We start from the raw sequence: 14,790 nt of genomic DNA on the forward strand, positions 1-14,790 counted from the left end.
AGCCCGGACTATTGGGCTTAGAGTAAGAAAAAACGCTAAGCCAGGTACATCCGAAGGCTTAGCGTATATTATCGTTAAAATGTTGGCGGTACCCCTAGTATAGCTATACGAGCCTATGAAAAAGTTGGGTTTCAGATTATTAAAATGGTCCCAGATATCCCAGAAGAACCTGAACCTGTTTTTTTCATGAGTTTGGATCGTCATAATTTCCAAGATAAATATCATAAAAAGAGTGATTCTTAATCAGTGTCCTGTTTATTTTGTGAAAAAATTAGCAACTTTTTATGACGGAAAACCCTGTCACGACACAGATCTTTCACTTTTTCACAAGGTTACTTTCCGATTTCATGTTAAATACTTTCAAAACGCATACCCCCGTCCAGTTTTTGATGGAGGTAAAATAAAGTTTTATTCCACAATCGAGCCCGTTTGTTGAAGAAACTTCTCCAAATGTCATATTGTTTTCCAACCGTGAAACAGTGAGACTACTATTCAATCTAAAAAAGACATTCAATAAAGTTCATGCTTCTGTTTTGATTAGTTATTTTTGAGGGTATTTCTGTTCGATAAATGTTTAACTAAAACATCAAACATGTTGTTCCATCCCTGTTCAGAACCATCTCTAAATTCACGATGCGCCTTTTCAATGTCTTCTGTGGTCCATCCTTGTTCATGAGGAACCACTATTTCTTGTGTGAAAGTCATTTCGCAGCCACCATCTATGGGTTCTAATAATACGGTTATTCGGTCTATCGTTTCGCTATATTTTGGGATTTGAAATGTAAATACTAATTTGAAGGGTTTATCGATTTCAAGATATTTCCCAATAGCTTCTCCTTCTTTGGGGTCCCTAATCCTATAAGACCCTCCGACGCAAAAATCATTCTCTACAAAATTAGCTTTTTCTTCTGGATTAAATAGCCATTTACTCATCATTTCTGGGTTTACCCACGCATCAAACACTCTTTCCGCAGTGAATTCAAAACGACGTGTCATTGTTAGGGTAGTTGTTGAAGTGATCATCTCAATCATCCTATTCATAATAATTTTATCGTAATAAGTTTATTGCAAATACCTTAATGTTCCTCCTTTTTAGCGTTACTAAGCTCACGTTCAAGAGCGTCAAACTGTCTGTTCCAAAAATGTTCGTAAAAGCGCAGCCAATCCGTTGCAGATGATAAGGATTCGGCATTAAGGCGACAAGTATGTGTTCTACCTTTTACACTCCTATCAAGAATGCCTGCCCGTTCTAAGACTTTAATATGCTTAGAAATAGCTGCTAAAGACATATCAAAAGGTGCGGCCAATTCCGATACTGTACGTTCTTGAGAGGCAATAAGACGAACAATTTCTCTTCGTGTTGGATCAGCCAAGGCGTGGAAAACACTATCTAGATTATTATTTTGTTCAACCATATGGTTAAATATAATGGATATACAATAATAAGTCAACCACTCAGTTAAATATTAAAACCCTGATTTTTCTACTTAGATTAGAAAAATTAGGGTTTTATATTCCAAAAAATGTATTACCATATATTATCTGTGTTTTGTCGGCAATGCCCCATATAGTAGGGGGTAGTACCAGCGAAGCTGACACCACCCGCAAAGTATATGGGCAAATATGTAAATCAGTAATTCTAGGATCTTATTTCCCTCGATCCTTTACCTTTTCGCCGCGCTAGACATTCTATGACAGGTATTTGTATCAATGAAGAAATCAAAAATTAGGGGACAGCAAGAATCTCTTTTTTAAATTTATATCTTCCAGGATATACGATATCCATATTAACGCTTATAGCTTGCAAGGAATCCTCGTTTAAGACAAAATGCTGTTTCCCTGATGCAATGCGTTTCCATTCATGCGGATTCTTGCGAAAAAGAGATTCCCCTAGATTATAAATATCTATATTCTTCTCAAGCGCAGTTTGAAAGGTTTTCCTAATTTGCCGCTCAATTTCTTTTTGAGCCATTTGCGTGAGTTCTTGTTCAGTAACGTCTGCATGCAACTCATTTACCCCAGCCTTCACTGAAACGGATATATCGAAATACGCTTTATCATATTTAACACTTGGAGTAATGTCATATTTAGGTTTCTCTGCGACGAGAACCGCTATAAGTTTTTTATCGGAAAACAAGTCAAGAGGCAGTCGGATTGTGTGTTTATTTAGCCACGGCAACCCGGACAGATCTTGGATGTCCATGCGTGCATAATAGTGCTCTTGATCATATACTTGTATGCCAGAAAATCTAAGCAACTCACGTGGCTTTTGATTTTCCTTCCATTGGTCTTTTCGAATTGATAATTCTGGTATATAGCTTGACTTAGCCTTTTCATTTGAATCCAGAACAAACTGTTGCAGGCGGATCGGAGCGAGAATAGAATGCTGTCGATAATTCTGTTCAGGATTATGTAGAATCGATGCCTTTGGTGACAATCTGAAAAACGATGTTGCCATTAAGATCTCGTCAAGGGGATCTCGCGTGCTGAATAGCCAGGCTAAGTACCTTATTTCACGATAACGGTTGATCAGTTCTAACACTTCACCGACTTTCCTTTCCTTCATCAACCGTTCGCTGAACAGAATCGCAGAGACTTGTCCCCAGTTTAACCTCTGTTGCGAAGTGCTGTATAAATCATTCGCTGCTTCTGTAAACGAGGAGCCTTGTCCCTTACCGACCCAGACCGGGGGCTGCTCCGCTTTTTGTTGGCCCTCCAGCTTTGCCACTGTCGAGAAGTCAAGCAATTGCGCATAGATGGTGTATTGACCTTCCGCATAGTCAATTCCGACTGCTGTCGTATAATTCATGTTTTGCACTTCGTATTTGCTCCAGCAGCCGGTGAGTATGATGAGGGGCAGAAGAACAACGATATATTTATACGTCTTCATTTCTGCCCATCCCCTTGGCTTGTAGGATCGTGAGTATTCAGATTGTCCGGTCGAGTTTTTCGCCATCTCCAAGGTAATCGGAACAATGCATTGGCGAAATCTTTATATGGGGGCGAAAGCGGAGCCAGGTAAGGCAAACCGCATGAACGCAATGAGGCTAAATGGGTTGTCACGATAAATAAAGCAAGAAAAAAGCCATAGATGCCAAGCGCGGCAGACAAAATAAACACGATAAAGCGTAAGATGCTAATTGTCCCAGATAACGACTGGCTGGATAAAGTCGAACCGAACACCTGAGTAATCGCTCCTATGACAACGATGCTCGGGGATAAAAATCCTGCCCGAATGGCTGCATCCCCCAGGATAAGACCTCCCACAACGGTAACAGTAGAGCCAATGGCAGAAGGCAAGCGAACACCGGCTTCCCGCAATATTTCTAAAAAGATGAGCGACAGAAACATTTCCCCTGCCACACCTAATGGGATTCCTAATCGGTTAATGCCAATAGTTGCAAGTAAATAGTAAGGCAGTTGATCTTGATGATACGCAAGAATGGCAACCCAAAATCCGGGCAGCATGAGTGAAACGGACAACCCGAGCAAACGAAGAGTTTGCCCGAACGTGGCCGATAAAGCAGTAAAGTGGATATCTTCCGGTGTTTTCAGGAGCAAGAACAAATTGGCTGGAGCGATCAAAGCAGCCGGAGTACCATCCACAATTAATGCTACGCGGCCATTCATCATGCAGTTCACGGTGAAGTCCGGTCTTCCTGTGTACCCCATCAAAGGAAACAAAGCTCTTGTCGGTTCCATTAATTCTTCCAGTTGAGTGGCGCTGATTGCTCCGTCAATTTGAATACCATCCAATTTTTTCTTTATATCTTGAACAATATTCGGATTAACAATGTCTCGCATATAAAGAATCGCAACTGTTGTTTTAGTTCTCACGCCAACTGTTTTGGTTTCGTATACCATGCTGGTTGACTTGATACGTTTCCGAATCAGCGCAACATTGACGCCGACTTCTTCAACAAAACCGTCTTTTGGACCGCGTATCGAGACTTCAATGTTAGACTCTTCCGGCTTACGTGCCGGTTTTTTGGAAATATCGAGGGAGAACAACGAAGTTAGTGCCGGAATGAACAAAAGCAGCTTGCCCTCGAAAATATCCGTTTCGACTTGTTGCTCCCACTCCTCGAAAGAAATGCTCTCTAACTGTAATTGACACGACTCAACAATCTCCTCATTCTTATGAAATCCGTAAGTTTCATAAAAACGAGTCAAGTGGGGCAGCACCATATCCTGAATGAGCTGTTGGTTGTCACATAAACCATCGCAGTACAGCAAAACGATCCTCGACTGATCATCACCAGCTTTTATTTTGTAAACATGACGCTTAACATCTTGACACATCTGGAAGCGTTGGATAAGCGACGGTTCACTAAGCGGTTGTGAAACAGTTGCCACTTTGTTTGATGGCGATGGTAAGACCTCCGCCTTCTTATTTCTGAATCGTTTTATCATTCGTAGATACTCCTTTTATTTCGTGTTGAGGTTCGTACGACATATACGATCATGACCCCAATTGTAAAGACACAAAACGATGGAAAGTAATATAGGCTCAATAGGTCTTGAAAGACCATATCGCTAATAGGCAGCAATGTAACAACCAACATGAATAAAGCGCCTAGGAACATAGGTATCCACTTATACTTTTGTAATTTCCATAATTCCCCCAAGAGATACATGGAAAGGGACACTCGAATGAACATACCGGATAGCCATTGGTAAATCGAGAAAAAATCGACATGCTCCACATACTCGCCCAGTCGAACCATTCTCCATTGTTCATAAACAGGATATCGTTGGTTTGCCGCTTCATCAGGGCCATACATTGTAATCGAACCCATCAAAGGGCCGATCGTAAGCCCGGATAAAATGAGACAAACAAGCATCAAACTTATGAAGCCCGGTTTCTTCGTTAACTTATGCTGGATCAGCATCAGCAACGACAACTCCAGCAACCCGCTGGCAGCGTAGGGAACACCTTTCCATAGTGGAGGTGTTCCTTTTTCGAGCAAAGGAAAAAGCAAGGTATAATCTTTAAACTGAAAGTTTGCAATCATTACAAGGTCGCCAAGAATGACAACGAAAGGTAACAATATCCCGCTCACAATCGCAATGGTGCGAAGCCCCTGATATGCCGCAAAGAAACATCCGACAATTGTTGCTACCACAAGGACGAGCATTGGAGTTTGAGGCATATAAGTTGCAATTGTCCAAGTTAGAGTATCCTTCAAGGAAATGAGTCCCATGAGCCATACAAGCACACTATATATGAAAACCAGGGTTATGGAGAGAAACATTCCGAAATGCTGCTGCAACCAATCCTTTAAATGTATGCCGTTCATGTTTTTGATGATGTAGTTCAAAGAGCCAATCCAAAGAGGCGAAGCGATTAATACAAGAAGTACTACCAGCCAGGCATCTCGCCCTGAAGCACCGAGCAGTAACGGTATAATAATGACGTGGTTCAGCAAACCGACTGAAAGCATAATTATCATGTATGACTGTATAAGCGGAATTTTTGGCATAAAGATCACCTCTTTCAACTTTTGAAGAAGAATATGGAAACACCATTATATACTTTTCCCTCATCGTCTTCATTCCAATCACTTCGGCTATTCCATCTTGCAAAAGTTCCGTTTTTGATTAGGTAATTGGAATATGATAGCTTTTTGCTCCACATTGCCTCATTAAGTATGCTTCGGTATACTAAATTTAATGATTAAAATTCCGATTCTAACCATTTTAGGAACTTTACTCGGAGGGGATCAAGTGAAGCGAAATTGGGAGCTGGAGGAGTTAATTGAGCATTTTACGTTTCTTCCCAACGAAATGCAGCAAGTCGGCAATAAGTCGGGGGAGACTCGGTTGGGGTTTGCTGTTCTGTTTAAGTTTTTCCAATACGAAGCGCGATTCCCCTTCCAAAAATTCGAAGTGCCCAAAGCAGTAATTCAATACATAGCAAAGCAGATCGAGGCACCGGCAGAGCTGTACGCACAATACGATTGGACTGGTCGCTCCATTACCTACCATCGAACACAAATCAGGGAGTTTTTTGGCTTTCGTGAGGATACCATCAATGATGCCGAAGAGGTAATCGATTGGCTATGCAAAAGCGTATTATTCCAAGATCACGATTTCGAACATTTGGTCGAGACCGTATACGGGCGATTTCGGGAGATGAAAGTTGTACCGCCTACGCCTGATCGCATTGAGCGACTTATCAGAGCCGCAATCCGTACATATGAGGAACAATTTTTCCAAGTCACATTGGAAAAGTTGCCTGCGGCATCTTTGTCCAAACTGGATTCACTCGTAGATAGTATCGCATTTCTAGATGAAGACCAAGGCGGCAGCGACGAGGGACTTCTTTCTTTTCAAGAGTTAAAAGCTGATCCGGGCAAACCAGGTGTCGAAAGTGTGTTAAGAGAAGTAAGCAAGCTGCGAACGATTCGAAATCTGGAGCTTCCGGATAATCTGTTTCGTGATATCCCTCTTAAAGTATTGACCAAGTACCGGCAGCGGACCGCAACAGAGGATCTCCGGGAACTTCGTCGCCACCCTGATCCGATCCGTTACACATTGTTGGCCGCATTCTTCTGGCTAAGGAGTATGGAGATAACGGACAATTTGATTGAGCTACTTATTCAAATCGTCCATCGAATAGGAGTACGGGCAGAACGCAAGGTCGAGAAGGAAATTCTGAATGACCTACGGAAAGTAAGCAATAAGTATGGCATTTTATTCAACATGGCCCAGTCTGCCGTCAACAATCCAGACGGAGTAATTCGTGATGTCATTTTCCCGGTCGTAAATGAGCAAACGTTACGGGATTTGATAAAAGAATTCAAGCATACCGGACCGGCTTACCGTGAGAAAATCCATACCATTATTCGGGCTTCCTATGGGAGTCACTACCGCCGTATGGTTCCCGAAATACTAGGCATTCTGGAATTCCGATCAAACAATGAAGTGCATCGGCCAGTGATTCGTGCGCTGGAACTGGTAAAGAAATATTCTGACACCGGCCATCATTATTTGCCAATGTCCGAAGAAATCCCGGTAGATGGTGTAATCCGGACGGTTAATAAAGAAATCATTGTTGAGAAGGACGAGAAAGGCCAAGAGCGAATTAATCGGATGAATTATGAGATAAGCGTTCTGCAAGCTTTACGGGAAAAGCTTCGTTGCAAGGAAATATGGGTGGCCGGAGCGAACCGATACCGGAATCCGGACGATGACTTGCCGACAGACTTCGAAGAACGGCGGGAAGAAAATTATAAGGCTTTAAAGCAGCCGCTGGATGCAGAAGCATTCATTGCAACGTTGAAGCAGGCCATGAAAGATGGATTAGAAAAGCTTGATACCGGTCTCCAGAAAAACCCCAAGGTCCGGATCACGGAGAAGGGTAATGGTTGGATTAGCTTATCTCCGTTAGAACCACAAGCAGAGCCAGTCAACCTATCACGGATAAAATCAGAGATGCTTCGGCGCTGGCCAATGACGAGCCTGTTGGACATTTTAAAAGAGGCCGATCTTCGTGTCGGATTTACTGAAAAATTCAAGACTGTTGCTGTACGCGAAGCGTTAAGCAGGGATACGCTGCAAAAGAGACTCATCCTATCCCTTTATGGCCTCGGGACGAATACCGGCTTGAAACGTGTGAGTGCCGGTGAGCATGGAGAAAGCTACAAAGACTTGCTGTACGTCCGCAGGAAATTCATTCATAAGGACAATCTCCGAAATGCGATATCCGAAGTGGTTAATGCGATTTTTCGCGTTCGGATGCAGGAGATTTGGGGCGATGCCACGACATCCTGTGCATCGGATTCAAAAAAATTTGGTGCATGGGATCAAAATCTGATGACCGAATGGCATATCCGGTACCGCGGCCGCGGCGTTATGATATATTGGCACGTTGAGAAGAATTCGACATGCATTTACTCGCAGCTCAAATCGTGCTCCTCCTCTGAAGTCGCTGCCATGATGGAAGGATTGCTTCGTCATTGTACCGAAATGGAGGTCGAGAAGAATTACGTGGATTCACACGGCCAGAGCGAGGTTGCGTTCGCATTTTGTTACCTTTTGGGCTATCAGCTCATGCCACGGCTCAAAGCGATTCATTCGCAAAAACTTTACCGGCCCGAACCAGGCATGACCGATGCCTATCCGAATTTGCAGCCGGTGCTGACCCGCCCAATCAACTGGGAGCTAATTCGGCAGCAATACGATCAAATGATGAAGTACGCTACGGCTCTCCGACTCGGAACCGCCGAAACAGAAGCAATCTTGAAACGATTTACCCGTAATAATTTAAAGCATCCGACCTATCAAGCTTTGGGGGAACTCGGCAAAGCAGTCAAAACGATATTCCTCTGCGATTACCTGCACTCGGAGGAGCTGCGCCGCGAGATCAATGAAGGCTTGAATGTCGTGGAAAATTGGAACTCGGCCAACAGCTTTATCTTTTACGGCAAAGGCGGAGAAATCGCTACCAACCGGTTAGAAGATCAAGAGCTAGCCGTATTGTCTCTTCACCTTCTGCAAAACTGCCTGGTTTACATCAATACCATTATGCTTCAAAGCATCCTATCCGACCGCAAATGGTTCGATATGATGACTTCGGAAGACTTGCGGGCGCTTACCCCGCTGATCTACACGCACGTAAACCCTTACGGCACATTTAGGCTGAACATGAGTGAACGCCTTCCGTTGGAAGAAGGTGTTATTGCGTGAGTGAAAGACGCATATCCCCGAAACGCAAAGCGAAGGAGCTGGCGAAGTATCTCCGAGGGGAACGGCCAGATTATGACTATCTCAAAAGCCTGTTTCAGCATCTTCGAGCAGAGCTGGAGGTAGAGGTTCCAAAAACAGCGAAGAAGCTCCCCTATGTACCTACAGAAGAGGAGCTTAAGCGCTACTACGATGTGGTTTGGCAAGCGAAGAACTTTCAAGACATGATGATCGTCAAGACGCTGCTATATACCGGCGTTCGGGTAAGCGAGCTGATCAATATCAAATTGTCCGATGTTGATTTCCACTACTGCCAAATCCGGATTAATAAGGGCAAGGGGAATAAGGATCGCATTGTCCCTTTCCCTCAATCGTTCAAGGAAATGCTGGCCATGCACGCCGATTCAATGAAAAAGAAGCAGGCGGTTTACTTGTTCGAATCATCGTGGAAGAAAAAATATACGGATCGGGGAATACGAAAGATTTTGGCTAAATATTCGGAGGAAGCCGGTCTTGTACAAAATCTGTCGCCGCATAAGCTACGACATTTCCTGTTGACTTGGCTTAAAAAGCAGGGCATCGATGACGCACTCATACAACCGTATTCCGGCCACGAAAGCCGGAAGTCGTTGGAAGTCTATTCAAAACTGGCAATCACTGATGCACAGCAGGAGTACAACGAGGTCATCAACAAATTTCCCATTTAATAACATCTACTTTGCGGGTGGTGTCAGCTTCGCTGGTACTACCCCAGTAGGTGGCTTTATTGAGCTGTTAAGTACCATAACAATTAGCTAAAACAGTCCCACTCCCAACCGCTCCTTCTTAAGCAGCGGGATAATTAACGTCATGAATAAACAAGACTGCCGACAGATCGGCAGTCTCTTTCATGCATTGCATGTATTCATTTTTGTTCCGAATGGTTCCCATGTTTGTTCGGTTTACTATCTACAGAAACGAAGATGGGATTGGAGTAGAACCACAGATCACTATAATTTCGTTTGTTAATTTCCGCAAAACGCATCTCATGGTCTTCGATGTCCGTCTTAGGATCCATTAACGGATTACCGTTGCTTGTTTCTCCTGCTACATTGACCCCAAGGTTGGTCCCTCTTAGACGGAAATATTGATCCTTCGTGGCTACGGTTCGATATGCGATCACGTTGTATCCGTCCCGATCGGTCTTCCAGTCTTTGCTTGTAAACCGCTTAACGACTTTGGTAGAATCGTTGGTACTCTTGCTATATGCAGCCGTGCCTGGCTGTGCCTTACCCGTTACATCCCCTGCGAGCAGATCAACATGATCCACCTTTACAGCATCGCCATTGTTATTTTTCTTCGGGCTTTTGAAGCGGATGGTGATCTCGATGGGCGTTCCCTTCTTAACATGAAGATCTCCACCCATTTCTGCCTGCTTGTTACCATGACGGACCTGGAAGTCCAGTGCGTTAATCAAATCGCCGAAGACAGAGAATGATTTACCTGAACGCATACCATCCAATACGCTTTGCATGTCTTGGCCTTGTATCCAAGTGTAATTCTTGGCGTATTGACCTGGCCAATATCCGCTGGAATACAACCGGTTTTCACTAATCTCAAAATGCGAATCCGAATTCGTGAAATTCCAGAACTCGCGTCCTTCTCCGAGCAAAGCATCCCATACGCCGCCAACCTTGGCGATCATGAAGTCAGCGCCGCCATAAGTTCTGTTTTCCGGCGTTGTCAGGTTTAAGCCGCCTCGATCCGGCTCCATCTGATTCCCGGGCATGCCTTCCATTCCAAATACGACGTTCGGAGCCATGTTATTGAAGTCGCGAATGTCCGCAATGGTGTACACGGTTTTTCTAGAGGGATGGTTGAGCAAGGCGTAACTGCTATTCCGATAATTCTTCTCCAGCCAAGCCAGTGCCGTGCGAGCATCCTCCCGTGTCGTAAATGCCCTGCTTCCTTGTTTATTCCAATTCGCAACATCTGCGGGGTCGAACAACGATTCTTCACGGTTGGTGAACAGATACTCAAATTGACTGACGGCCTTCAGGCTAGATTCTGAGCCGAATTTGCCCGCAATAATACCGATACCCACATGCTCATAGGTAGGCATATCCCATTCAAACCCCGAGAAGATAATTTTGTTCTTATATTTCCCTGCTGCCTGAAGCTGCTTGATTCCGGGAACCTGGTACTGGGCCAGTCCCTGAGAGAGCGGAATAGGTCCGCCAGCAATCGCATTCCCATCTTCATCCCGTGTAGAGGTTCGAAGATGATCAGAAATTGCAATCCAGTCCAGATTGTACTTCTGAAATCCATGGTCCAGCACTTCTTGCAGGGATTGACTGGCATCATCGGATTGATAAGTATGTGCGTGGTACTCTCCCGTCATCCATTTACCGTTACCTTCCGGCTTAAACTTGTAACCTTCTTCCTTCGCCGCATGGACAACCATGCCTTGCGAAAGAATGGACAAGCTGAGCGCCAAAACCATGATGGTTTTCTTCTTCAGCTGCACTTAATGGCACCTCCGAGTTGAAATAGTCACCGAACCATCTAAGCTTAATGCTCCAGGATTAGGAGATTGTCATCACAAATCGTTGATTATGTAAGAATAGAGTCTTCAATTTTTCGACTACTAAATCTCGGTGGCTTCCAGCAGGTTGAATATCTGATATTTAAGTTTCAACACAACAATGGTATACATATTATATATTATGTAAACTTATGAGATGACGACAATGACTATAACCTACGCAGGGCTATAGTCATTTGGGGATATCTTAGTTTTGACTGCGATCTTTTTCCCGGATTCGTGAACGACGCACCAACTTTACCTGTCCATTCACTCCAGAAGGCAATGCTGATTTTCCATATAAATTCTCAAGAGTATTCGCTGCACGTATAGTGATTTGGTTGTTCCCCTGCCCTGCATAGGACGTGATATTCCAGTGATAAGGCGGCCATAAACGGACACCTGCCTCCCTCTCATTCACATATAAGCAAGCTGTCTCCCTGATATCCTCGGCTTCCAGCCATAACTCATCCTCTGATGCTAGTCGGAGTTGAGCCATATCCAAATTTACTTGCTGAGTGTAATCTCCCGCTCCTGAATAATAAGGATAGCCGGCCGAATCCCAAGAACCAAACATATGTTCCGACTCCGCATTTAGTGTCATATGACCTTCTATTATAAATGGTCCTAACAGAAAGGCTGGAAACGAGATCGCCGCCATCGGCTCCAATAAAGATACCGTCAGAATCTCCAGCTCATTCTCGCCCGCAATCAAATGCTTAGTGATATCTACACGCTTATAGTGGGAGTCCTGCCAAGTTGATGGGCGCAGCGCATCTTGCCGGACGCCATTAACAAAAATCTCAAGATTCCGCCTGCGCTGCAGGAAACCGATATGTGAAGGGATGTTCTGCTCAACATCGTCCAGAACCAGCTCTATCTCAGTCGGCCTGTCACTTCCGGATTTATTCGAAGGACCAGAACGACTCGCAGACTGCACAAGGCCTATCAATTCCTGTGTCATGGTAAACGTAGTCCGATACGTATTCACCTGTCCGGGCATCGTTGCATTCATTTTGGACTGTCGGTCATTCAAAGTGACCTGCCATTGATCGAGAAGAAGAACGTTCGGCTCAGCGGTTTGGAACTGCCATGGATCCTGCAGAATAGCCACAACTTCGGAGATGCTGTTCTCTTCGCTCCTGTTAATGAACGTATGTTCTTGATGCATATACGAACTCTCACCAGATGTAACCGAGAATATGCGTAGCTCTCCAGGCGCAAAGGATAGAGTCGCACCATGGCTCAACTGCTGAACCTTTCCGCTCTCCAAGTCCCATTCTTCTATACAATCCTTCGTTGCTCCTGGATCCAGCCTGATCGTGACAGACTGCTCTGACCAATTCATCAGCCAAGTATGCAGCTGATTGTCGAACATACGTTCCACATAGATCAAATCCCCATTTCGCCCATCTTCAAGCTGCCAACGCAGGGTCGGTGAAATCCTTAGCAGCCTGCTTACATGAACACAAAATCGCTCAAACAGATCTGGCAGTGGTACCTTCTCTTGCTCATCAAGAGTTGCAGCACGGTCGTTACATACTCCCTCTTCCTGGTCATGGTCACATACAGAACTATGGTTGACGTCCATAACCATGGACGCTTCATGAGCCGTATCCTCTAGGGAATAATACTGAGTGTATCCCTTCCCCATTGCATATATTTCACCATGCCGCGGATGCGGCTGAAATAGCCCATTCATAAGCTTCGTCAGCTCTGGATCCTGCCGCATACGCTCGCTATGCTTCGGAATAGCCCCTACCGCAATGAGCGTTCCACCCTGTTTAACAAAGGAAACAAGCCTCGCGGCGACATCCTTGGACATCACCTGAATCCCCGGCATGATCAAAACCGAATATATGTTCTCACCCCCGCAGAATCGATACCCTGCTCCAGGAACGATTTCTGCCTCTCTCAGCTGGCATTCATCGACATAATCATAATCAATGGAGCTGCGAAGCAGGCGATCTGACAAGATTGAGAACCATTTGTCAGCAGAAGGATGTTGATCCGATCGCCCGGACAGGAACATACATTCGTACACCGTGTGGATAGGGGACAACATTAGCACTTCTGGCTTCCGCTTCGTCGAAGCACCCAGTACACTCAAACGTCCAATATAATCAGCAAAGGACTGATAATGCGGCCAATGCGGCGCATGTTTGAATTCGGTCGGCGGGAAATCGGTCTTCCGGTATCCTGCAAATGAATAATAGAATGCATGAGGGATGAACAGGTTCACACCCAGAAATGCCATGAAATTCGCATCCAGCCGCCGTTGGCGCATGGAGTAGCCGTGACCGCTTGCACCGAAGGATTCGCAGATCACTCGTTCCTTCCCGTTCAGTTGTGCGACAGAGGCCGCTGTTTTAACGGACACGATGCGGTGTGGATTCTCCTTCGTGCCGATGCCCGCCGTGAGATAATCCACCCCTGCGTAATGGAACTGCTGCAGCACCCGCGTCTGATTCCCTTGGGATCGGGCCTGTCCCCAGACCGGCTCCTCCAGCGTATGACCGATGTATAACAAGCCATATTGCTCACACCATGTCCGGATAGCTGCATGATAGCCCTCAACGTACCAGCGGGTAATCGAATCATAATATTGCTGTTTGGTTGAGCGGCTGCCATCCGCCATGCCATATAATAAAGCGCCTAGTCTTGGGACCAGATCATACCCGTTCTCCTCTTGAAACCGCTCCCTCATCCCAAATGTCCAAGCAAAAACCATGCCCGGCAAGGTAGCGCCTACATCATTCACAGCCGTTCGGATCGCCTCCACGCCGAAGAAACCATCATGGATCATAAGCCCTGGCTCGTCGGTAAACACACCTTGAATGGTGGAGCCGTAATATTTCTGCAGAGGCAGAAACGGTTCATATGCCATCTGAATGAAGGTCTGAACGGCTTCCGGATTAAGTGTATCCAGATAATACCCTTGGGCAAACGTGATGCCTTCCGCGATTTCGCAGGACCAACAGGCCAGCACGATATAGGCGTCCTCCGTAGTCGGGGTCCAATCCCGTCCCCATAAATGTGTAATATCTTCGGGATCGTTATGCAGCAGCCATTCCTCGTCACTCCGGGTAGCACGATAAGCCAGAATAGCGATTAGCTCATTATGATCATGGCAGGCAAAATCCAGCCGTAACGCTTCTGAATCTGCCGCGCGCGAATGCCTTTTCTCCTCCACCCTTAAGTAATGCATGCGATATTCCGGATGCTGCCGCGTCAGCTTACCGCCCAGCGTGCCGCTTGGCCAATTATCCTCATCGTACAGCCAAACCACCATATTTCGTTTCTCGCACTCCATTGTGCAAAATTCCAGTACCTCCATAAATGCTGGCGACAGGTATGGAATTTGCATACCATGACGAGCATGCAGAACGACACCCCCAACACCCGCTTCAAACATCGCTTGAATCTGGCTCTCCAGTTCCGCCTTCTCAAGCTCATGGTTCAAAAACCAAAAAGGCTGCGGACGATACGCGGCTTGCGGATTCATAAATTCCCGCTTCAATAGGTTGAAGTCCATACGA

9 protein-coding genes are annotated in these 14,790 nt (G+C 45.3%); 2 read left to right on the forward strand and 7 right to left on the reverse strand.

Going from position 1 to position 14,790, the window contains the following annotated elements:
• Positions 1-537: 537 nt before the first annotated feature.
• The 5 genes from M2277_RS26745 to M2277_RS26765 form a co-directional block, all read right to left on the reverse strand.
• A complete protein-coding gene (locus M2277_RS26745; RefSeq protein ID WP_280756049.1) occupies positions 538-1,023 on the reverse strand; it encodes an SRPBCC family protein in 486 nt (161 codons plus the stop codon).
• A gap of 53 nt (positions 1,024-1,076) precedes the next feature.
• Entirely contained in the window at positions 1,077-1,415 is a 339-nt protein-coding gene (locus M2277_RS26750) for an ArsR/SmtB family transcription factor (protein ID WP_076151955.1), read from the reverse strand.
• 311 nt (positions 1,416-1,726) lie between these two features.
• Positions 1,727-2,890, reverse strand: a complete 1,164-nt coding sequence (locus tag M2277_RS26755) for a Ger(x)C family spore germination protein (protein WP_006211807.1) — start codon at positions 2,888-2,890, stop codon at positions 1,727-1,729.
• Entirely contained in the window at positions 2,887-4,413 is a 1,527-nt protein-coding gene (locus M2277_RS26760; protein WP_006211808.1) for a spore germination protein, read from the reverse strand. The genes M2277_RS26755 and M2277_RS26760 overlap by 4 nt, the downstream gene beginning before the upstream one ends.
• A complete protein-coding gene (locus tag M2277_RS26765; protein WP_006211809.1) occupies positions 4,410-5,483 on the reverse strand; it encodes an endospore germination permease in 1,074 nt (357 codons plus the stop codon). The genes M2277_RS26760 and M2277_RS26765 overlap by 4 nt, the downstream gene beginning before the upstream one ends.
• A gap of 244 nt (positions 5,484-5,727) precedes the next feature.
• Between M2277_RS26765 and M2277_RS26770 the strand changes: the two genes are divergently transcribed.
• Positions 5,728-8,691 carry a Tn3 family transposase gene (locus M2277_RS26770; protein WP_024631230.1) on the forward strand — a complete coding sequence of 988 codons (2,964 nt, stop codon included), beginning with the start codon at positions 5,728-5,730 and terminating at the stop codon, positions 8,689-8,691.
• Complete coding sequence (locus tag M2277_RS26775; RefSeq protein WP_006211811.1) at positions 8,688-9,395, forward strand: tyrosine-type recombinase/integrase; 708 nt, start codon at positions 8,688-8,690, stop codon at positions 9,393-9,395. Before M2277_RS26770 ends, M2277_RS26775 begins: the two co-directional genes overlap by 4 nt.
• A 197-nt stretch (positions 9,396-9,592) precedes the next feature.
• On the opposite strand, the gene M2277_RS26780 is transcribed toward M2277_RS26775, so the two are convergent.
• Positions 9,593-11,194, reverse strand: coding sequence for a PHP domain-containing protein (locus tag M2277_RS26780; protein ID WP_280756050.1), 1,602 nt, complete (start codon positions 11,192-11,194; stop codon positions 9,593-9,595).
• Between the two features lie 265 nt (positions 11,195-11,459).
• A complete protein-coding gene (locus tag M2277_RS26785; RefSeq protein ID WP_481857792.1) occupies positions 11,460-14,786 on the reverse strand; it encodes a glycosyl hydrolase in 3,327 nt (1,108 codons plus the stop codon).
• Positions 14,787-14,790 lie beyond the last annotated feature (4 nt).

Source organism: Paenibacillus sp. LBL (assembly GCF_029893715.1).
Taxonomy (GTDB): domain Bacteria; phylum Bacillota; class Bacilli; order Paenibacillales; family Paenibacillaceae; genus Paenibacillus_AQ; species Paenibacillus_AQ glucanolyticus.

Bases quoted from the DNA above. Each gene is read 5' to 3' on its own strand.
- M2277_RS26745 (WP_280756049.1), bottom strand. From the start codon at position 1,023: ATGATCACTTCAACAACTACCCTAACAATGACACGTCGTTTTGAATTC.
- M2277_RS26750 (WP_076151955.1), bottom strand. From the start codon at position 1,415: ATGGTTGAACAAAATAATAATCTAGATAGTGTTTTCCACGCCTTGGCT.
- M2277_RS26755 (WP_006211807.1), bottom strand. From the start codon at position 2,890: ATGAAGACGTATAAATATATCGTTGTTCTTCTGCCCCTCATCATACTC.
- M2277_RS26760 (WP_006211808.1), bottom strand. From the start codon at position 4,413: ATGATAAAACGATTCAGAAATAAGAAGGCGGAGGTCTTACCATCGCCA.
- M2277_RS26765 (WP_006211809.1), bottom strand. From the start codon at position 5,483: ATGCCAAAAATTCCGCTTATACAGTCATACATGATAATTATGCTTTCA.
- M2277_RS26785 (WP_481857792.1), bottom strand. From the start codon at position 14,786: ATGGACTTCAACCTATTGAAGCGGGAATTTATGAATCCGCAAGCCGCG.